Consider the following 18,960-nt stretch of genomic DNA (forward strand, 5'->3'; position numbering starts at 1 on the left):
CGACTGTTCGGGTTCGATGGACTGACGGACGGGGCACCTGTCTCACCCACGGTCTGCAACGACCTTGGGGTCTGCGGACTCCCGTCCGTCACCGCACCGTCTACAATACCAGACGAACGGACTTTCGACTTACAAGGGGTTGCGGTCTTACGCTAGAGCGACGTCCCCTCACCCGGATCGCTATCGCGATCCGACCTCTCCCCGGCGGGAGAGGTGAACTGCACGATTGACAACGCGATCAACCGGAAATCATCACGCTTTAGCGCGACCAGAACTAGAATCCGGCAGCGTGATAGCGGATACGTGGCGGACAGTTGAAGTCGTTGCGGTCATCCCATCCGCCGCGGGACCGCCAGCCGCTCCAGGCCATGTAGTCCTCTTCCTTGGTGTACGGATTTCCCGGCTCCCTGCCGGGGCACCAGTCGCCTGCGGTATACGGGTTGACGGCCGGGGCGACCCTGTGCTGCGCAGCGGCTGGGCCTGACAGCGTGTACGTCATGACGATGACGGCGGCGCCAAGAAGCGTGAGTTTCGTCATGCTATTCTCCCTTCGGTAAAGGTGAAAAGCCAAAAGCGGACGCGACTCGTAAATCACTCCATTGCTCAAATCGTCATTGCACCGGCGATGCATTGGCGGAGCCGGTCCGTTTCAAATGATACTCCCGCTGTTCGCCAGCCAAACTAAAGAAATGTTTATTGAAAGAGCCGCTCGTCGCCGCTGAAATTCGCTGTCGTGTTTGAATCAGTTCGGCACCGACAACGACCCTGCTGGCTCGATTGCGCGATCAGAAACAACGGCGTGGCTCGGTAACGAACGCGTGACGCCGCCCGGCTTGACCGTTCGCGCATCACCGCAAGCGCTGACCGAAGGCAAGCCGATCCAGCATTTTCGCTGACGTGCTTGAACCAAATTCGAGGCCATCGGACGCACCTAAGACGTGTCGCTGCCGAGCCGGTCACACGTGGTTCGCCGCAGCCGAAAGCAGCCCTGCAAATCAGCAAATCAGGAGGTCCAAATGCCTGAAGTTGCCCAGAACGTTGATCCCGACAAGTTGAACGCCTTTGTCGGCCGCATGCTCGGAGATCTCGGTGCGCTCACCAATTCCGTACTTGTCCATCTTGGCGATCAGCTTGGCCTTTACAAATCCATGTCGAAATCGGGCCCGGTAACAGCGGCGACGCTGGCCAAGGAGACCGGCACCTCGCCGCGCCTGATCCGAGAATGGCTCTCGGCCCAGGCCGCGCAGGGTTACGTCACCTATGACAAGGCCAAGGACGAGTTCTCCCTCTCTCCCGAACAGGCGATGGTGTTTGCCGACGAAGGCAGCCCGGTCTTTATGGCCGGCTTCTTCGACGTCGCTCGCGGTCTGTTCGATGACACGCCCAAGATCGCCAACGCATTCAGGACCGACGGCAAGCTCGCATGGCATGAGCACAATGGTTGCCTGTTCTGCGGCACGCGGCGCGTCTTCCGTCCCGCCTACAATCACCACCTGGTCAATGAATGGCTGCCCGCGCTCGACGGCGTATCGGCTAAACTGCAACGCGGCGGCAACGTCGCGGATGTCGGCTGCGGACACGGCGCATCCACCATCCTGATGGCGAAAGCGTTCCCGAATTCGAAATTCTACGGTTACGATTATCACCCGGGTTCGATCGAGGCGGCGCGCAAGGCGGCCAGGGAAGAAGGCGTCGGCGATCGCGTCAGCTTCGAGATCGCCACGGCGAAGACGTTTCCTGCCAGAGGATTTGACCTCGTCTGCTTCTTCGACTGTCTGCACGACATGGGCGACCCCGCCGGCGCGGCGCGTCACGTCGGCGAGACGCTTTCGAGCGACGGCACATGGATGATCGTCGAGCCGTTTGCGCAGGACCGGCTCGAGGACAATCTCAATCCGGTCGGCGCGGTGTTTTATGCGGCCTCGACCGTGATCTGCGTCCCGGCTTCGCTTTCGCAGGAAGTCGGTCTCGCGCTCGGCGCGCAGGCCGGCGAGGCTCGGCTGAAAAAGGTCGTGATGGAAGGCGGCTTCAGGCGCTTCCGACGCGCGGCGGAGACGCCGTTCAACATGGTCCTCGAAGCAAGGCTCTGAGCCTCTCTCAATTCTCGCGACGTGATGCCCGGATCTGATCCGGGCATCCATCAATCATGAAAATTTTTCGAAGGAGATGGATTACCGGATCAAGTGTTCAGTCCCGGCAATGACGAAGCGCGGGGCAAGCCGGCCAGGCCTCATCGGCTGAGAAGACCGCAGCAAGCGCTTAGCGATTGATTTGCCATAAAAGTTAGACCGAGATTCAACCTTTCCATTCAGAACCGAGACGGCTTGGTCGGCGGCCCAGGCACATTGCTGAAGAAGGTTCGTTCAGGTGATGTGCGCAAGATGCGACATTTCGCGTTGAGAGGGCCCGCGGCCAGGTGAGCAGCGAATGAGAAATCAGGCCCCCCGCGCCAGCGATGATTTCAACTCGTGTTCGCGCAACCGAATGTTGCCGATCACTAGTGGTATTCGCTTGCCGAGGCCGGGCCCAAAGACATGTGCGACAAATCCTGGATATCTTCGCTTCGGACGGCCTGCGTGATGGTCTGGGCGGCCGGACTTTCCGGCTGCGCGGCGGGTTCCGATCCGGTCGGCGCGTCGAAGGCTTCGCCGATCGCCCCCGGCGTGCAAACATGTCGACCAGATAGCGCCTTGCTTGCGCCACAACCCGCGCCAGATTGTGGCTTCGTTCGGGCAAATCTTAAGACGCTCGACCCCGATCAATGGGCGCGGCTGAAGCTCGCATACGAGCTAAAATGTTATAAAGATGCGGAAAAGACCGTCCGTAACCGCCTCAAGCTGCTGCAGGCCTCGTGCGAAGTGACGTCGGCACAATAGAAAATTCCGCAGAGCGCAAACTTCTCGTCCCTTAATCTCCCAGTCATTTTTTTGCCCCACTGGATCAACATCCTTAAGGCGGCGGTGAAACTAGTTGACGCGTACTCCGCAGCCAAATTCGCGGCGAGAATTTCGGACGGAGACGTGGAAATCCTGCAGCGAGAGCGGCGATGGACACGCTTTACGATTTGCTCGGCGCTTTGCCGCGCGATGACGCGGAAGGTCTTCGGACCGCATTCCGGCGGGCCGTCAAAAATGCCCATCCCGACCTCAAGCCCGGCGACCCGGACGCTGCATTGAAGTTCAGGCAGATCGTCCGCGCGCACGGAATCCTTACCGATGCGGAACAGCGGGCGGCTTACGACCATTTGCTGGCGCTGGCGCAGCTCGAGAAGGAGCAGGCCGCCAAACTCCCGATCGCGGCCACGGTTCACCGGGTAGCCTCGGGCGTGATGACGTTTGCGGTGGCTTCGATCGTGTCGGTCGGAAGCTTTTTGCTGCTCATGCATCTGTCGACGGCGCCGGTTGCCACCGCAAACAACGCCGAAGCGACGCCGCGCGTACCGACGGAAACCGCGGCCGTGAGGCCTTCCGAGCCTCCACGTCCAGCCGAGGCGAATGCATCGAGCGCAAACCAGGAGAATACGGTCCTCGCCGAATTCGTCACCACTGGCGCCGCCGCAGCCCCGGGCAGTGTGAACAGCGCACCGGTGCTCAATCTCGCCGCGCTGCCGGCCTCCGTCCCCGACTACGCCACGTTCTTTCATGCGCGGGGAATATCCGCCTATCGCAACGGCGACTTCAACGGCGCCATCGCCGATCTCGACCAGGCGATCCAGCTCGATCCGAACCTTTCGGTTTCATACATCGACCGGGGAATCGTGTTTTATCGCCTGAGAAAATTCGATCGCGCCTTCGCCGACATCGCGCACGCCAAGCGCATCGAAAAACAGAGCCATCCTGGCAAGCCCGCATCGGTCGTCGCCGCGAAGCCGCATTCGGAGAAGACCGCAAGCGCGCCTGTCGCAGCGCCAGCGCCGCCGCGACGGCCGGTGGTGGCGGTCGTTCCACCGCCGCGCTACGAATATGTGTACTCGCGGCGAGATGAACCGGTTGTATCAGCCAGTTTCAATTAGGTTCGAACGCATCGGCGACGCGGCGCCAGCACCAGCCACCGTGTCAGGTGCCGTGGACGAGAACGAAAGTCCTTTTGCGCACCTTGAGCCTGCGCCGTTGCGGCGCACTGCTCAGGGCAAGCGCAGGCGTCGCGGCCATCGCGCCGAGTGCGGCCCGGCGCGTCGTTTCCGATATAGCTCCGTCATGGGGTTTCCTTCAGTCGTTCCTGTTTCAATGCTTTTAGCCGACGCGTCGTGCCGGCCGCTCACGAGCCGGCTTTCCTTTTGACATCATCCTGAATGCGTCCGCCGGAAAACGCAGAACTGGAAACGCTGTTCGGAAAGCCAGGGTGTGGTGTGATCGTGCCGGCGTGCGTGGATCAACGCGAAGCCTTTTCCCAATTCCTCGGAAAGCCGCGCCTCGTCGTAGCGATTCACCGGCAACCCGCTGCACTTTTCCGGGCCGTCGATCGCGAAGGTCGCGATGATCACGTGACCGCCGGGCGCGACAGCTTCCTTCAGCCGCGCGATATAGGCGGCGCGATCGGCCGCATCGACCAGAAAATGAAAGGCGGCGCGATCATGCCAGACATCGAAGGTTTGGGCCGGCCGCCATTGGGTGACGTCGGCTGCGATCCATTGCACCGCGCTGGCGCGTTTGCCAAGCCGCGCCTGGGCAACGTCGAGCGCGGCTTGCGAGATATCCAGCACCGTCACGTGTTCGAACCCGCGCGCAAGCAGATTGTCGACCAGACGCGATGTGCCGCCGCCGATATCGACGATTGTCCCATCGTGTGCCGGCCGGACGAGGTCGATCAATGCGAGCGAGAGCGCCGGATTGTCCTGAAACCAGCTGACTTCGCTTTCACCCTTGGTGGTGTAGACCGTTTCCCAATGGGTCTTGCGGTTTTCCTCACCCATGAATCGATTCCGTAGACGAGCTGGCGACCCGCGCCGCGCAGGTGCGGCGCGGGCGAATGACCCGTATAAGCTAATATCGTTTGCCGGCCCGAAAGGGGCAATGGCGCAGGCGCCGATCACGCCAACTGCCGGTCTCACTCCCCGAGCTGTTTTGCCGCGTCAAGATCGGCATCGGCGCGCGCGTCGCCCTTGGCCTGATAGGCGAGCCCCCGGTTTTTGAGCGCCCTGCCATTCTTTGGATTCATGCGGATGGCGTTGTCGAAATCGGCCAAAGCATGAATGAGGTCGTCTTTCTTGAAATACGCCAGGCCGCGTTCGGCGTAATAATCCGAGATCGTGCGATCGTTCCCGAGCTGCTCGCCTCCCGCAGCCAGGGTTGCCTTGGGTGTCGGCCCGAGCTTGATCGCCTGGCTGCAATCCGTGATCGCGGAATCGTAGTCCTTCTTGAGGTTGAAGATAACGCAGCGATTGTAGAAAGCGTCGGCGTATTTCTTGTCGATCTTCGCCGCCTCGCCATAGTCGGCGAGCGCAAGATCGTATTCCTGCTTCAATCCGCGCTCGACGCCGCGATAAAGGTACTGGCGCGCGAGGCCGGGGCCCCTGTAGCGGCCCGACTTGATGGCGCGCGAGCATGCCTCGATCGCGGCATCACCGGATTCCTTGGCGCAAAGCTTGGCATCATCACCCGCCGCCCGGACTTCAAACGTCCCGACCAGAAGAAATGGCGCGATGACGATCACGCAGGCGCAAGCTTGACGAAAACCGACTGACATGGCCCCCTCCCCGATCTTGTCCTCCAAGCATCGACAATAGCACGCCAAGCGATGGCGGAAAAACGGCGATTGCCGCGCCGGATACCTTAAATCATCCGTGCGGGCAGTCAGCGGCCGTTCAGCGCGCCTTCGGCCAAATCTCAACAGCCACGGCAGATGGTCTTGCCGGAGTCGAGGCGCGGTTCTCCTTCCTGTTTGAGCTAGGTCAATGCGGAACAAAACTGTCTTGCGATGGTTGGCAACTACCTGAAAGAGGAGATCGATCATGTCGCGTCGGACCATTGCTCTTTTCGCAGCCGCGATTGCCGGCATCGGTTGTTTGACGATGATTTCGAATGACGCCCTGGCCTACCGCGCCGTTCGCGCCGGCGGCGTCTATCACGGCGGCGCCTATCGCGGTGCCGCTTATCGTGGTGCGGCCTATCGCGGGGCTGCCTATCGCGGAGCCTACTACCGCGGTGCGGCCGTTCGTCGTGGCGTGGCGGTCGGCGTCGGAGCTGCCGCGGTCGGCGCAGCCGCCTACGGCGCTTATGGAGCCTACGGGGCCTATCGCTGCGGATATTACCCCTATCAACCCTGCTACTAGTGGAGTGAATTTGACGTTCGCACCCCGCTTGGCCGCGAGTTCGTTAGCGAATGTCAAATTCCTAACTCCACCAGCCGCTTCCTCGCGCCCGGCAACGAGGGCTGTGCGCGAGGAGCGCATGATTACTGAATTGCGCGACTTTGCAACCGGCCGGCGACTGCCTTTGATTGACAATAAGGCAACAGTCGACCGGGTGATTTTCCTTGCGCGACAGTCGACCTGTACGAATGGGCGTTACCGCGCTAAGAGTTGCAGCTGGCCAGCGATGCCAGGGTGGCCGAACCTTCGCCAAGGCATTGGCATATGAATAAGGCATCCGAATAGAGGGATTGTCCCGATGCGATCTCATTTGACGATTTCGGCCTTTCTGGTGGCCGCTCTGTTGGTCTCATCGGGAAGCCTTCTGGCCCAGACCGGAGAATTTGCAGCGACCGTTCCCGGCTCGGTCGTTCACGCCGGTTACGCACTCCAGGACTGGTTGCAGGATCTGCGCAACGGCGTGCGCGAGCCGCCGCCGCTACAGACCGTGCAGGACCCGGTCATCATCTTGCCGCCTCCACCGCCGCCTCCCGTCAAGCCAAGTAAGCCGGCGAAGAAGGTCGCGACGACCAGTCAGGTCAAGACCAAGCCGTGACGGTAAGACTTGCGGCCGGCGCGACCTGTTGCCCTCGAGGCAATCCCCGCTTCAGTCGTAAAGACGGAACAGCCGCCTGATATGCGACGCAAATATCGTGCGCGAATGGGCGGGGATCGCCGTCGTCCCGCACTGCTTGGGCAGCCGGATCAGGTCGGTGTCGACATAGATGCGACACGCCCCGCGCGGGTAAAACACCTCTTCATGGGCCGTCGCGATCGCAGGCATCAGACATACCGATATCGCCAGAATCGCGCGGAGAATCTTCACTTTCATCTTCAAGCGCTCCCTGCTCGACGCCGCCCAACTGTCGTTTGCATCAAAGTATATACATCCGCCTTGCCGCGTTGAGCGCGGACGTGCAGCCTGCGCGGTCGCCTTTGGTATCCAGTCGTTTGGCGCGCGCCATCGTCGCTGCGAATTGCGAGCGCAAGCGATCCTGGGTCTGCTTGAGGGATTCGGGTGTCGGTTGCCGGTCGATTTGCGCGGCGACCGACTGGGGCGCCATCAATCCGGCGTAGGGATTGCTTGCGGAATCGCGGATCGCCTTCTCGAACCGGGAAATTTCGGCCGTGCAGGGACCGGCATGTGCGAATGAAATGGAAAGGCCGAGCAACGCGCAAACGATCGGCAAAATTGCGGCCTGAAATCCGGACATCAGAACTTTTCCTCCTCGTTTTGCTTATTCTTGCTTATTCGCCTTCGCTCAAATCGCGAAAGATCTTCGAAATGTCATCGCGTCGGTTGATTCATATCAAATTTTCGAAACAGGTTCTCGTCCATCCTAGCACGATATTTGCGGGGCATGTTTTGCGGGAGGGATTTGCGATGAGAAATTTTCAGTTGAGCGTCGCAACGCTGACGCTGAGCCTCGCATTGTGCGCAGGCTCGCTCGCACAGGAAATCAACGGCGTACCGGGCTCGGCGAGCGCCACCATCACCATTCCCGGCGACCAGCTTCCACCACCGCCGCAGAAATTCGACGGCAAGATCGAACGCGATGCGAAGCAATCAAAGCCGTATTGGCCGGCCCGTATCGTGCCGCCGAAGGGCGCGCCCAACGTGCTCCTGATCATCACCGATGATGCCGGTTTTGGCGTGGCAAGCACGTTCGGCGGCGTCATTCCGACGCCCGCGCTCGATCGTATCGCGAGAGACGGCCTGCGCTACACCAACTTCCACTCGACAGCGTTGTGTTCGCCGACGCGCGCGGCGCTGATCACCGGGCGCAATCATCATTCGGCCGGTTACGGGGTCGTCGCCGAACAGGCCACCGGCTATCCCGGCTACGACAGCGTCATCACCAGGGACAAGGCCACGATCGGCCGCATCCTGACCGACAACGGCTACCACACCGCCTGGTTCGGCAAGAACCACAACACGCCGGAATACCAGGCCTCGCAGGCGGGCCCGTTCGATCAATGGCCGACCGGCATGGGCTTTGAATATTTCTACGGCTTCATGGGCGGCGACACCAATCAATGGGAGCCGGGCAACCTCGTCCGCAACACCACGCCGATCTATCCTTATGTCGGCAAGCCAGGCTGGAACCTGGTGACAGCGATGGCGGATGAGGCGATCGACTACGTCAACCGGATGAATGCGTTGGCGCCAGATACGCCTTTCTTCGTCAAATTCGCGCCTGGGGCGACCCACGCGCCGCACCATCCGACACCCGAGTGGGTGAAGAAGATCGGCGACATGCATCTGTTCGACGATGGCTGGAACAAGCTGCGCGAGACGATCTTCGCTAACCAGAGGCGATTAGGCGTGATTCCACAGGACGCGAAGCTCACGCCGTGGCCGCAGGATCTGATCAAGGAATGGGACCAGCTCAATGCGGATGAAAAGAAACTGTTTTTAAAACAGGTCGAAGTGTTCGCCGCGTTTGTCGCCTACGCCGATAACGAGATCGGCCGCGTGATCCAGGCGATCGACGATCTCGGCAAGCTCGACAACACGCTGATTTTCTACATCGAAGGCGACAACGGCACGAGCGCCGAAGGCCAGCCGAACGGCACGCCGAATGAAGTCGCGATGTTCAACGGCGCCAATCCGAGCGTCGAGCAGCAGCTCAAATATTTCTATGACGTCTGGGGCACCGACAAGACTTACAACCACATGTCGATCGGCTGGGCCTGGGCCTTCGACACGCCGTTCTCCTGGACCAAGCAGATCGCGTCGCATTTCGGCGGCACGCGCCAGGGCATGGCGATCTCGTGGCCGAAGGTGATCACCGACAAGGGCGGGATTCGCAACCAATTCCACCATGTCATCGACGTCGTGCCGACTATCCTGGAAGCCGCCAATATCAAGCAGCCGACGGTGGTGGACGGCATCAAGCAGAGCCCGATCGAGGGCGTCAGCATGATGTACACGTTCGACAGCAAGAATAAGAACGCGGCCTCGACGCACAAGACGCAGTATTTCGAGATGTTCGCCGACCGCGCCATGTACAGCGAGGGCTGGATCGCCAGCACCAAGGTGATGCGAGCTCCGTGGGTTACAGTTGCCAAGGTTCCGAACCCGCAAGATTACCCGTGGGAACTTTATGATTTGAGGAACGACTGGACCCAGTTCGAGGACGTCGCGGCCAGGAACCCTGCAAAACTAAAGGAGTTGCAGGAGCTGTTCTGGAAGGAAGCCGAGAAATATCAGGTGCTGCCGCTGGATTCGTCGGTCGTGGGGCGGCTCGTCACTCAGCGGCCGAGCCTGAGCGCCGGGCGCACCTCCTTTGAGTGGATTCGGCCGATCACCGGCATTCCCAACGGCGATGCGCCGAGCCTGCTCAACGCCTCGTACAACTTCAAGGCGGACGTCGAGATTCCGCAAGGCGGCGCCGAGGGCATGCTGATCACCCAAGGCGGACGCTTCGCCGGCTACGGCTTTTACGTCCTGAAGAACAAGCCGGTGTTCACCTGGAATCTGGTCGATCTCAAGCGCGTGCGCTGGGAAGGACCGGAACTCGCGCCGGGCAAGCACGTGCTCGAATTCGACTTCAAGTATGACGGTATGGGGCCCGCGACCATCGCGTTCGGCAATTTCAGCGGCGTCGGCCAGGGCGGCACCGGCGTGCTGAAGGTCGACGGCACGGCCGTGGCAACAGAGAAAATGGAGCGCACGATTCCGTTCATCCTGCAATGGGACGAGTCGCTCGACATCGGATCAGATACCGGCACGCCGGTGGACGATGACGATTATTCGACGCCGTTCGTCTTCACCGGCAAGCTGAACAAGGTCTCGCTCACCATCGAGCGGCCGAAGCTCAGCCCCGATGACGTCAAGCGCCTGATGGAAACGGCGCGCGCCGCGGGCGACGGGCCTTCCGCCGATGCCGGCAACGGTCAACCCGCAGCAGCCGGAGGCACTCCGGTGTCGAGCGATATCGGGCTGAGCCTCGCCCGGAAGGCCGAGATCTTTCTCGAGACGGGCGAGGCCTGCCGCAAGGTAGCTCGGGCGCAGGGCCTGGGCCTCGCCGAACGCGTGCAGTTCGTGAAGAAGTGCCTTCAGTAGTGCGGCGGCTGGGCATGACGTGCGGGCGCATCATTCGTCCGCTTCGTCATGGCCGGGCGCAGGTCGTCGTGTCGGCGCGCAACATCGCGCACGCCATGGATCAGACAAGAATCAAACTGCCGCTGGAAGCCTGACCTGGGTTCATGGAAATCGACCGCCGCCTTCGCCGCCAGCGCCCTGTCGCAGCACGAACCGGTCAAGGTTATATTGGTGTTGCATTTCGACGAACCTGATCGCAAAGCCGTCGGCAAAATATCTGACGACACGGCCGACGCAGGCGCCGACCGCAAGCGGCGTGCCGATCGGCGGCTGAATCTGCGCGCAGACCGCAGCTCCGCTCATCGACATGTCGATGACGCTGCACTCGTGGATGCTGCCGTCGGCAAGGGTCACCGTCGAATACGGCCGCGCCGGGACCACGCGCGGATGCCATCTCTTGTCAACAATTTTGCGATCCTTCAGCTTTCCTTCCAGCCAGGTGAGCTTGTTGGAGAGCTTCTCGCGCATGGCATGGCTGACGTCGAGTTCGAGCAGGAAGCGGCCCGGCTTGGTGTCGCTGATGTGACCATCGAGCTTGCCGAATTCACGAAAGTAGGACGTGAGGCGGTCACCAACCTTGCCAAGGACGGGCACGTCAACCAGCATCCGGTACGGCGAGATACGGGTGGTGCGGCAGGTGAAGGTACGAAGCCTTCCTTTCGGATCGTACCGGTTGGGGAGCGTGTAATGCCCGTCAACGGCGATCTTGACAGCGCGCTGTTTGAGAAACCTTTCGGTCGGCACGGCAGAGGTCCTGTGGGAGGTCGTTAAGAAACCCTTCCCTTAAGAGGAGCACCTTAACAAAAACCTGCACAGGATACCTATCGCGGCCCATGGTTATCGATGACCGAACGGCATCGAACAGCGAATGAAAATCGCCTGCAAGCTTCAACCGATGATCGCCGTTCGGGCGCCATGGCTGCGGCGTCCCGGTCGATGGAGCCCTTGCGTCAATGCAACCATAGCGAGAGCTCGCCCGGAAGGTGCCTGGCCGGCATTCGATAACGCGACCTGCCTGTGGAGCAGGCCTCGAAATACAATCCCGTTCTCAATCCAAAAACAGCCAAGACGCTGGCCCTGGAGCTGCCGTCAACACTGCTGGCCCGTGCCGACGAAGTGATCGAATAGCGATCCTCGCAACCCACTTTCAGCAAGCCATTTCCGTCATTGCGAGCTCGCAAGCGTCCGTCATTGCAGCGCAAGCGAAGCAATCCAGAGTTGGACAGGACGGCCTGGATCGCTTCGTCGCTTTACGCTCCTCGCGATGACGGTGAATTTAGCAGAAGCTTGGCTCGTCGCTACGGACGATCTCCTGGTCATTACGACTGCCCAGCCTCGTCAGCGCCTGCGCTCGAAATTGTCGTCGCTGATCACAAAGTGAAATCCGGTGATCGCTGCGCCGAAACCGAAATACATGGAGATGAAGGACACGAACACGATCAGCGTCTGCGTCGGTGCGGTGCTGTGCAGGATCACGTGCAGAAGATGCTGCGCGTCGACAGCGAGCAGCAGGACCGCAAAGATCGCTCCCAAAGCCGCTCCCATCACGAGATGAAACGTGACCGCCTGCAAAAGTTTCCGGTCGTTCATGGACGAACTCGCCAGGATGACGAGGACCAACGCGGCGAAAGCAGCCATGTTCCGCGGGTCAGCGTGCAGCACCTTGGGGCGGACGGTCGCGCGGTGTTTGCCCTGCAGAACCTATAATCCCTGGATCAGACCGGCGTCGATCAAGAGGCGGTTGAAACGGCGGGCTTCGGCCCCGCTCCTGCAGGCATAGAATAGACCCTTGCATCGCAGCATGATCTGCTTCTGCTCCTCGAAGGATGGATCGAGCGGGATGCCGGCGGCCTCCTGGATCACGAGCGGCAGATAGGGCCCGTCGATCGTATCCATCACGGCGGGGCTTTTCACAGGTTCGAAATTGATGGCATCGATGGCGTAATAAGTGGCGAAATAGCGTGGATCATAGCTTTCGAGCTTCCTGCCGATACCCGCCTCGTCGAGAGCGGGATCGAGCAGACGCGGCGAGAATTCCGGCTGATGATCGCCGTAGCGCACGATCAGGAAAGGCTCCGAGGGAAACTTCTTCTTCAGGCCTGCGATGAAGGCGGCGTAATCGGCAGCGCTCATCGTTTGCCGGCGCAGATATTCGTCGACCACCGGCTCGTTGCCGGTGTTGCGCCAGGCGGGCGTCAGGTCGGGGCGAAACCGCGTTTCCCATGGAAAGTGGTTGGCGCCGAGATAGACGAACACGAACAGCGGCGTGTTGGGCGCGTGCTGCGACATCAGCCCGAGCGCCTTGTCGTAGAAGAAACTGTCGGGCTCGACGTCTTTCGCGCCAAGATCGTGCGCGTCGTAGAAATGCTGGATGCCGGTGGTGATCTGGAAACTGCGCGCGCTCATGAACGCGCCGAACGCGGGATAGAGCGAAAGTGTTTCATATCCGCAGCGGCGCAGCGCGAGCGGCAGCCCGCGCCCGACGCGGCCGGAGGCAATCCGGGTCACGAAATAAGAGAACCGGCCGAACGAGCGCGAGGAGAGCCCCGCAAGCACGTTGTATTCGGTAAACCAGCTCGGGCCACCATTGCTCTCGGCGAGGAACTTGCGCATCCTTCCGTCGTACGATTTGAAATGACTGCCGTAGCCAGCGGGCACCTTGACGCCATCAGCCTGGCGGATGTCGAAACTCGACTCGTCGTGAACCATGATGATGTTCGGCCGCAGGCCCTTGGGCCGGCAGGAATCGAAGAGCGGCACCTTCAACCGTTCGGCCGCGACCGCGTCCGATTCCATGAAGCCGTAATTGACGAAATCCGAGACCGCGGTCACCCCGGAGCGGGCAAATTTCGACAGGTAGCCGTCGTCGTAATAGCCGCGCCAGGCTTCCTCCGGCATGGTGATGGAATAGCCGACGAGCGCGGCAAGGCAGGCGAGCTTGCCGGCCAGCGCCGGCAGGCGTGGGATTCGAAACGGATCGAGCCACCACAGTGCGTACATCAACGGGAGAATGACGAGCACGGAAGCGATCACCGACCAGCGCAGGTTGGGAAAGATCGTAAACAGAAATGCCGCGCTGTCGCGGTCGATCACCATCAGGTCGACGAAGTTGGCGGTCATCTGCACGATATCGTGCTTCAACCGCGACAACAGGATCAGCACCACGACCAGCGACAGCGACAAGGCGCCGGAGAGCGCAGGTCGCCGCAACAGGGCGATCCAGAAAAAATTCAGAATTCCCCATGACAGCAGGAAGCCGAGCCGCGAGGGAAAGTCGATCTCGGTCTCAAGCATCACGACCAGCGCGGCCAGATGCGGTGCAGCAACTGCAAGCAGGCGCCATATGCCATGGGCGGCCAGTCCGGCGATGGCGGCGGCAGCGGAGGGGCCTGAATTTGGCGGGCTTGCCATGGATCGGGACGCAAACTGCACCCGGCAAACCTTGGCCTTGGCTGGCGACGACCAGGAAGCGCACGGCGGAGCCGGGAAACCCGCCACGTGTCATAAAAATGTAATGGAACCTTCATGAAGGCGCAATGAATATGGCTGCCCAGGGACAACCTTGGGTTAACCCCGGCCATCGAGGCCGGAGTCGGCTATAGGCTGCCGGGGGCCCTTGGCCGTTCCATCGATGAGGAGTCGACGACCGGCCTGACAGCGCGTTTACGGCTGACGGCTTTCCAGGAGCTCGATGTAGCGCGCCGCCGATCGCTCGACCGCTCGCGCGCCGTTCTCCATCACCTGCCGCCCGGGAAAAGCCCCGTAAATCCGCTCGAACGGCCAGGGTTTGAGGGTGTCGGCGATACGGCGCACGGTCACTCCCGCAAGCGGCATCATGTTCGGATAGCTCCAAAGGAACGACACCCGGCCAAGGTCGGCGGCGACCTGGACGATGTCGCCGCTCAAGAGCGCGCCGCTTCCGTCCGCGCCGTCCGTCCAATGCAGCACCGTGCCGCCCGGAAAGTGGCCGCCGAGGCGCAGGAGCGTCACGCCCTGCAGCAGCTCGAGCGTCTCGCTTTGCCAATGGCGGATCGCTCCATCGCCGCGCATGACCCATTCGGCATCGGCCGCGTGCAGATGGATAGGACACTCGAAAGCGTGCGCCCAATCCTGCATGCAGGTGTAGTAATGCGGATGCGAGATGGCGATTGCCTTGATGCCGCCAAGGCTGCGAAGGAGGGCTTCGGTCGCATCATCGAACAGCGCGATGCAGTCCCAGAGAATATTGCCCTGCGGCGTCCGCAACAGCAGCGCGCGCTGGCCGATCGCAAATTCCGGCTGGGTATGAATCTCGAACAGATCGGCCTCCAGGCGCCGCCAGGCGTTGGCGTGCGTGGCCGCGAGCCTTTCTCGCGTGATCCAGGCCTGTCCGCCGCGGGCTACGTACTGCCGTTCATCCTCGCAGATCGCACAGCGCCCGGGCGGCTGCGCCGTGTCCGGATAGGAGGTGCCGCACGTGTTGCAGATATGAACCGGCATCACAAACCTCCGCGCTCGCAGGCGATGGCCGTAGCTTTTTCCAGAGCTTACGGCGGCGACAATCCAAGCCGCTTGGCGATGATCCGGTCAACCATCCGTTTCGGCAGGACATTGATCATGAACTGCTGCACCGGATCCGGTGCGATCTGGTAGCGCACCCCGGGGTTTGCCGACGTCAGCGCGCCGAAGATCACTTCCGCTACCCGTTCCGGCGGCAATCCGTTCTCGCCAAGTTCGAGCATGAATTTCCGGATTCTTTCCATCGCCGGAAAGAATGGCGAATTCCGGTAGGCTGAAACATCGACTTCCTCGACCTTGCTCCAGATCGGCGTGTTCACCGCGCCCGGCGCGACGATGATGACATCGATGCCGAACAGCATCAACTCGCGGCGCAGGCCCTCCGAAAAGCCCTCAAGCGCGTGCTTGGAGGCGGAATAGGCCGAGGTCAGCGGGTTGCCGTTTTTGCCGGCGAGCGAACTGACCATCACGATGCGCCCCTTCGCCCCCCTCAGCGATGCGTCGGCCCCGAGCAGCGGAGCGAAAGCCTGTGTGGCAATCACCGGCCCGATCACGTTGACATCCAGTTGCCGGCGAAACTCATCGGCGGCGAGACCCAGCACCGGACCCGTGACGGCAATGCCGGCATTGTTGATGAGACCGGCAAGCGTTTCGCCGCCTAACGCCGTGCGGACCTCGCGCGCGGCGGCGAGGACTGCGGCTTCTTCCGTGACGTCGAACAAAAGCGGGATGAAATTGGCGCCGAATTCGCGGCGCAGGCGTTCCGCATCGGCTTGCCTGCGCACGCTGCCAAACACGCGAAATCCGCGGTCCAATAGCAGCTTCGTGGTGGCCCAGCCGATGCCCGTCGATGCGCCGGTGACGACAACAGATCGCATGATGTGATTCCTGACTGGAAGTTTCCAAATCCGATGGCCTGTTCCCCCTATGGACAGTCAGGGGTGGCGCAAATCGTCACGAGCCGAGCCTGCCGTCTCTTTGGGCAAAACATGCGCTTTTTGACATATGGCGCTAATTGCGCTCGTATATTACGCTGACCACAATCATATTTCCGCCTGGAAACCGGAGCGACCTACCAAACCATGGCCTCCCCTGCCCTGTCCGATCCGCTGCAGCGATATCCGGTCTTCAGAACCACGGACCCCGACGAATTCAGGAATGCCCTGCTGACCCGGTTCGGCGCAATCAGGGCCGATGTCAAACATCGCTCCAGCCTCAGGGCGATGGGAAACCTGGTTCAGCTTCAGGATCTCGGGCTTGTCTACGGCGCCTGCAATTTCGGCGCGCTCGTCGACTATCCGGAAGGCGATCGCTTCCGCTTGCTGACGGCCATGACCGGCAAATGCGAAGCGACCATCGGCAGGAACAAGGTGACCATCGACGGCCGCCAGTCCTGCATCATCTCGCCGGGCCAAAGTACCGGTCTTGCGGTCGAAGGCAGCCACGACTGGCTGAATATCCGCATCAACTCCTGCGCCCTGGAACGGAAGCTTGCGTGTCTTTTGGGTGCCCGGCCAAACGGCAGATTTGAATTCGAAGCCGCGGTGGATCGAAACCATCCGCAGCTGCAAAACCTCTGGCGCCTGGTCCGGTTTTTTGCCGAACAGCTCGATGCGGCTTGCGATCCGCTGCCGACGGCGGTGCTTTACGAACTTGAAGAGGCTATCCTTGTGGCATTCCTGTACGCCAACCCGCACACGTTCAGTCATCTCCTGGATCGCAAGGCAAGAGACACCGTGCCGTCGCATGTGCGGCTGGCGGAGCAATATATCGAGGCGCATTGGGATCGGGCGATCGGAATTGAAAGCCTGGTGGAGGAGACCGGCGTCGGCGCGCGCGCGATCTTCAGGTCATTCCGCAAAACCCGAGGCTATTCGCCGATGGCCTTTGCCCGGATGGTCCGGCTCAAAGAGGCGCGCAAGCAACTCTCCGCGCCCAACGCCGAGACATCGGTGACAAAGGTCGCCTTCGCCTGTGGCTTTGGAAATCTCGGCCACTTCGCCAGGGATTATCGCAAGGCATTCGGCGAGCGTCCTTCCGAGACGCTCGCGCGCACGGCGGGGACTAGCCCGCGCTAGCGGCGACGCCGCCTGCGACGATTGCGCCGCGCTTCCCAGGGACCCCATGCGGCGGACCGCAATGCTTCGATCATTATCGAAGCATCTTGTCACTCCGCCATGCCATAAAGCGCAAGGCGCCGGTCGCCAGCGGAGAAAGCGATGCCGAAAGAAACGATCCGTGTCGAACCCCTGTCGACCTATCTGGAACGGGTAAAGGCGCCGGCGTCGGTCGTCACGAGGCACGGCGACACGATCTACGTTTCGGGGCTGCCGCCGTTCGATCCGAAAAACGGCGCGGTCGCGGACGCCTCGATCGAGCGCCAGACCGAGCTGGTTCTGGAGCAAATGAAGCTCTGCCTCGAGACCGCGGGCTCCTCGCTGGAAAACGTCCTCAAATGCAACGTCTACTGCACCTCAGCCGACAAATTCGCTGCCGTCAACGCGATCTACGCGCGGTATTTCCCGAAAGACCCGCCGGCACGGATTTTTGTCTGCGTGCCGCAATGGTTTGGACGCTTCGATATCGAGATCGACTGCATCGCGGCGGTGTAGGACGCTGTCGTCTCATCCCTCCCCCTTGTGGGGAGGGTCGGCGAGCAAAAAGCGAGCCGGGGTGGGGGGTATACTTGCAGCGCCCCCTCCCTGGCCTTCGCTTCGCTACGGCCTTCCCTCCCCACGCTTCGCGGGGGAGGGACAAGAAAGCGACGAGCCTCAATTCTTCGTCTTGTCCACCAGCGCGCCCTTCTTGATCATCGAGATCGCGCTCGCGCGATCTCGCCATAAAACCGTGGATCAAGCCCTGAAGCTGGATGAAGCCAGATCGACTCGATGCCTCGCTTTCGTCATCGCGAGCGCAAGCGAAGCGACCCAGAAGTTCTGGAAGTGCTGGATTGCTTCGTCGCTTACGGTCCTCGCAATGACGGTTGTCAATTCTTCGTCTTGTCCACCAGTGCGCCCTTCTTGATCCACGGCATCATGTCGCGCAGTTTGGCGCCGATCTCCTCGATCGGGTGCGTGGCGAGCTTGGCGCGGGTCGCCTTGAACGAGGTCTGGTTGACCTTGTTCTCCAGCATCCAGTCGCGGGCGAAGCGGCCGGACTGGATGTCGGCGAGCACGCGGCGCATCTCCTTCTTGGTCTCGTCGGTGATGATGCGCGGGCCTGAGACATATTCGCCGTATTCGGCGGTGTTGGAGATCGAATAATTCATGTTGGCGATGCCGCCTTCGTAGATCAGGTCGACGATCAGCTTCACCTCGTGCAGGCACTCGAAATACGCCATCTCCGGCGCGTAGCCGGCTTCCACCAGCGTCTCGTAGCCGCCCTTGATCAGTTCGACCAGGCCGCCGCAAAGCACCACCTGCTCGCCGAACAGGTCGGTCTCGCATTCCTCCTTGAACGTGGTCTCGATGATGCCGGCGCGGCCGCCGCCGATCGCGGACGCATAGCTCAAGCCCAGATCATGGGCGTTGCCGGAGACGTCCCTGGCGATCGCGATCAGGCAGGGCACGCCGCCGCCGCGCTGATATTCCGAGCGCACGGTGTGGCCCGGGCCCTTCGGCGCGATCATCAGCACGTCGAGATCGCCACGCGGGTCGAGCAGGTTGAAATGCACGTTCAGCCCGTGGGCGAACACCAGCGCCGCGTTCTTCTTCATGTTGTCGTGCAGATGCTCGCGGTAGATGTCACCCTGCAATTCGTCGGGCGTGAGCATCATCACCAGATCGGCCCATTTGGCGCCTTCGGCCACCTCCATCACCCTGAAGCCGGCGGCTTCCGCCTTCTTCGCGGACGCCGATCCCTTGCGCAACGCGATGGCGACTTCCTTGACGCCGGAGTCCTTCAGGTTCAGCGCGTGGGCATGGCCCTGGCTGCCATAGCCGACGATGACAACCTTCTTGCCCTTGATCAGGTTCAGGTCGGCGTCGCGATCGTAATAAACTCGCAT

Annotated in this window: 19 protein-coding genes; 8 read left to right on the forward strand and 11 right to left on the reverse strand. The window is 61.3% G+C overall.

The genetic code is table 11. The annotated features are described in order from the left end of the window. Positions 1-274 precede the first annotated feature (274 nt). Positions 275-538 carry a hypothetical protein gene (locus VNX23_RS29380; RefSeq protein ID WP_325635103.1) on the reverse strand — a complete coding sequence of 88 codons (264 nt, stop codon included), beginning with the start codon at positions 536-538 and terminating at the stop codon, positions 275-277. Between the two features lie 478 nt (positions 539-1,016). Here VNX23_RS29380 and VNX23_RS29385 point away from each other — a divergent pair, with 478 nt between their 5' ends. The 3 genes from VNX23_RS29385 (at position 1,017) to VNX23_RS29395 (ending at position 4,012) form a co-directional block, all read left to right on the forward strand. After that, positions 1,017-2,090 (forward strand): class I SAM-dependent methyltransferase, encoded by a 1,074-nt coding sequence (locus tag VNX23_RS29385; protein ID WP_325635105.1) that lies wholly within the window; start codon positions 1,017-1,019, stop codon positions 2,088-2,090. A gap of 486 nt (positions 2,091-2,576) precedes the next feature. Then, positions 2,577-2,876, forward strand: coding sequence for a hypothetical protein (locus VNX23_RS29390; protein WP_325635107.1), 300 nt, complete (start codon positions 2,577-2,579; stop codon positions 2,874-2,876). Positions 2,877-3,046: 170 nt separating this feature from the next. Continuing rightward, the gene (locus VNX23_RS29395; RefSeq protein WP_325635109.1) at positions 3,047-4,012 is read left to right on the forward strand and encodes a DnaJ domain-containing protein; all 966 of its coding nucleotides are present in this window, start codon (positions 3,047-3,049) and stop codon (positions 4,010-4,012) included. A gap of 270 nt (positions 4,013-4,282) precedes the next feature. Here the strand turns inward: VNX23_RS29395 and VNX23_RS29400 are convergent, their stop codons facing one another. Together VNX23_RS29400 and VNX23_RS29405 are read right to left on the reverse strand one after the other, a co-directional pair. Continuing rightward, a complete protein-coding gene (locus VNX23_RS29400; protein WP_325635111.1) occupies positions 4,283-4,912 on the reverse strand; it encodes a class I SAM-dependent methyltransferase in 630 nt (209 codons plus the stop codon). Between the two features lie 134 nt (positions 4,913-5,046). After that, positions 5,047-5,685 (reverse strand): hypothetical protein, encoded by a 639-nt coding sequence (locus tag VNX23_RS29405; RefSeq protein WP_325635113.1) that lies wholly within the window; start codon positions 5,683-5,685, stop codon positions 5,047-5,049. A 265-nt stretch (positions 5,686-5,950) separates the two neighbouring features. Between VNX23_RS29405 and VNX23_RS29410 the strand changes: the two genes are divergently transcribed. Further along, positions 5,951-6,271, forward strand: coding sequence for a hypothetical protein (locus tag VNX23_RS29410; RefSeq protein ID WP_325635115.1), 321 nt, complete (start codon positions 5,951-5,953; stop codon positions 6,269-6,271). A gap of 337 nt (positions 6,272-6,608) precedes the next feature. Continuing rightward, positions 6,609-6,905 carry a hypothetical protein gene (locus VNX23_RS29415; RefSeq protein ID WP_325635117.1) on the forward strand — a complete coding sequence of 99 codons (297 nt, stop codon included), beginning with the start codon at positions 6,609-6,611 and terminating at the stop codon, positions 6,903-6,905. 51 nt (positions 6,906-6,956) lie between these two features. Here the strand turns inward: VNX23_RS29415 and VNX23_RS29420 are convergent, their stop codons facing one another. Then, on the reverse strand, positions 6,957-7,181 hold the full coding sequence (locus tag VNX23_RS29420) for a hypothetical protein (RefSeq protein WP_325635119.1): 225 nt from the start codon (positions 7,179-7,181) through the stop codon (positions 6,957-6,959). A 43-nt stretch (positions 7,182-7,224) separates the two neighbouring features. After that, on the reverse strand, positions 7,225-7,563 hold the full coding sequence (locus tag VNX23_RS29425) for a hypothetical protein (RefSeq protein WP_325635121.1): 339 nt from the start codon (positions 7,561-7,563) through the stop codon (positions 7,225-7,227). 170 nt (positions 7,564-7,733) lie between these two features. On the opposite strand from VNX23_RS29425, the gene VNX23_RS29430 reads away from it, so the two are divergent. After that, a complete protein-coding gene (locus VNX23_RS29430) occupies positions 7,734-10,418 on the forward strand; it encodes an arylsulfatase (RefSeq protein WP_325635123.1) in 2,685 nt (894 codons plus the stop codon). Between the two features lie 141 nt (positions 10,419-10,559). Here the strand turns inward: VNX23_RS29430 and VNX23_RS29435 are convergent, their stop codons facing one another. From VNX23_RS29435 to VNX23_RS29455, 5 genes are all read right to left on the reverse strand, one after another. Continuing rightward, complete coding sequence (locus VNX23_RS29435) at positions 10,560-11,201, reverse strand: PilZ domain-containing protein (protein ID WP_325635125.1); 642 nt, start codon at positions 11,199-11,201, stop codon at positions 10,560-10,562. A gap of 594 nt (positions 11,202-11,795) precedes the next feature. Further along, positions 11,796-12,095: a hypothetical protein gene (locus VNX23_RS29440; protein WP_325635127.1), complete on the reverse strand. Its 300-nt coding sequence runs from the start codon at positions 12,093-12,095 to the stop codon at positions 11,796-11,798. Between the two features lie 63 nt (positions 12,096-12,158). Beyond that, the gene (locus VNX23_RS29445; RefSeq protein WP_325635129.1) at positions 12,159-13,868 is read right to left on the reverse strand and encodes a sulfatase-like hydrolase/transferase; all 1,710 of its coding nucleotides are present in this window, start codon (positions 13,866-13,868) and stop codon (positions 12,159-12,161) included. Between the two features lie 252 nt (positions 13,869-14,120). Beyond that, positions 14,121-14,936 (reverse strand): MBL fold metallo-hydrolase, encoded by an 816-nt coding sequence (locus VNX23_RS29450; RefSeq protein WP_325635131.1) that lies wholly within the window; start codon positions 14,934-14,936, stop codon positions 14,121-14,123. A 47-nt stretch (positions 14,937-14,983) separates the two neighbouring features. Continuing rightward, the gene (locus VNX23_RS29455) at positions 14,984-15,832 is read right to left on the reverse strand and encodes an SDR family oxidoreductase (RefSeq protein ID WP_325635133.1); all 849 of its coding nucleotides are present in this window, start codon (positions 15,830-15,832) and stop codon (positions 14,984-14,986) included. Between the two features lie 204 nt (positions 15,833-16,036). Between VNX23_RS29455 and VNX23_RS29460 the strand changes: the two genes are divergently transcribed. Then, a complete protein-coding gene (locus VNX23_RS29460; RefSeq protein ID WP_325635135.1) occupies positions 16,037-17,032 on the forward strand; it encodes an AraC family transcriptional regulator in 996 nt (331 codons plus the stop codon). Positions 17,033-17,173: 141 nt separating this feature from the next. After that, positions 17,174-17,566 (forward strand): RidA family protein, encoded by a 393-nt coding sequence (locus VNX23_RS29465; protein ID WP_325635137.1) that lies wholly within the window; start codon positions 17,174-17,176, stop codon positions 17,564-17,566. Positions 17,567-17,940: 374 nt separating this feature from the next. Here the strand turns inward: VNX23_RS29465 and ilvC are convergent, their stop codons facing one another. Further along, a complete protein-coding gene (gene ilvC / locus VNX23_RS29470; protein ID WP_325635139.1) occupies positions 17,941-18,960 on the reverse strand; it encodes a ketol-acid reductoisomerase in 1,020 nt (339 codons plus the stop codon).

The organism is Bradyrhizobium sp. (genome assembly GCF_035570375.1).
Classification (GTDB): domain Bacteria; phylum Pseudomonadota; class Alphaproteobacteria; order Rhizobiales; family Xanthobacteraceae; genus Bradyrhizobium.

Excerpts from the sequence above, each read along its gene's own strand:
- VNX23_RS29445 (WP_325635129.1), bottom strand. The coding sequence starts at position 13,868 with ATGGCAAGCCCGCCAAATTCAGGCCCCTCCGCTGCCGCCGCCATCGCC.
- VNX23_RS29395 (WP_325635109.1), top strand. The coding sequence starts at position 3,047 with ATGGACACGCTTTACGATTTGCTCGGCGCTTTGCCGCGCGATGACGCG.
- VNX23_RS29425 (WP_325635121.1), bottom strand. The coding sequence starts at position 7,563 with ATGTCCGGATTTCAGGCCGCAATTTTGCCGATCGTTTGCGCGTTGCTC.
- VNX23_RS29400 (WP_325635111.1), bottom strand. The coding sequence starts at position 4,912 with ATGGGTGAGGAAAACCGCAAGACCCATTGGGAAACGGTCTACACCACC.
- VNX23_RS29455 (WP_325635133.1), bottom strand. The coding sequence starts at position 15,832 with ATGCGATCTGTTGTCGTCACCGGCGCATCGACGGGCATCGGCTGGGCC.
- ilvC (WP_325635139.1), bottom strand. The coding sequence starts at position 18,960 with ATGCGAGTTTATTACGATCGCGACGCCGACCTGAACCTGATCAAGGGC.
- VNX23_RS29450 (WP_325635131.1), bottom strand. The coding sequence starts at position 14,936 with ATGCCGGTTCATATCTGCAACACGTGCGGCACCTCCTATCCGGACACG.
- VNX23_RS29460 (WP_325635135.1), top strand. The coding sequence starts at position 16,037 with ATGGCCTCCCCTGCCCTGTCCGATCCGCTGCAGCGATATCCGGTCTTC.
- VNX23_RS29405 (WP_325635113.1), bottom strand. The coding sequence starts at position 5,685 with ATGTCAGTCGGTTTTCGTCAAGCTTGCGCCTGCGTGATCGTCATCGCG.
- VNX23_RS29430 (WP_325635123.1), top strand. The coding sequence starts at position 7,734 with ATGAGAAATTTTCAGTTGAGCGTCGCAACGCTGACGCTGAGCCTCGCA.
- VNX23_RS29440 (WP_325635127.1), bottom strand. The coding sequence starts at position 12,095 with ATGGCTGCTTTCGCCGCGTTGGTCCTCGTCATCCTGGCGAGTTCGTCC.
- VNX23_RS29420 (WP_325635119.1), bottom strand. The coding sequence starts at position 7,181 with ATGAAAGTGAAGATTCTCCGCGCGATTCTGGCGATATCGGTATGTCTG.
- VNX23_RS29380 (WP_325635103.1), bottom strand. The coding sequence starts at position 538 with ATGACGAAACTCACGCTTCTTGGCGCCGCCGTCATCGTCATGACGTAC.
- VNX23_RS29415 (WP_325635117.1), top strand. The coding sequence starts at position 6,609 with ATGCGATCTCATTTGACGATTTCGGCCTTTCTGGTGGCCGCTCTGTTG.
- VNX23_RS29465 (WP_325635137.1), top strand. The coding sequence starts at position 17,174 with ATGCCGAAAGAAACGATCCGTGTCGAACCCCTGTCGACCTATCTGGAA.
- VNX23_RS29410 (WP_325635115.1), top strand. The coding sequence starts at position 5,951 with ATGTCGCGTCGGACCATTGCTCTTTTCGCAGCCGCGATTGCCGGCATC.
- VNX23_RS29385 (WP_325635105.1), top strand. The coding sequence starts at position 1,017 with ATGCCTGAAGTTGCCCAGAACGTTGATCCCGACAAGTTGAACGCCTTT.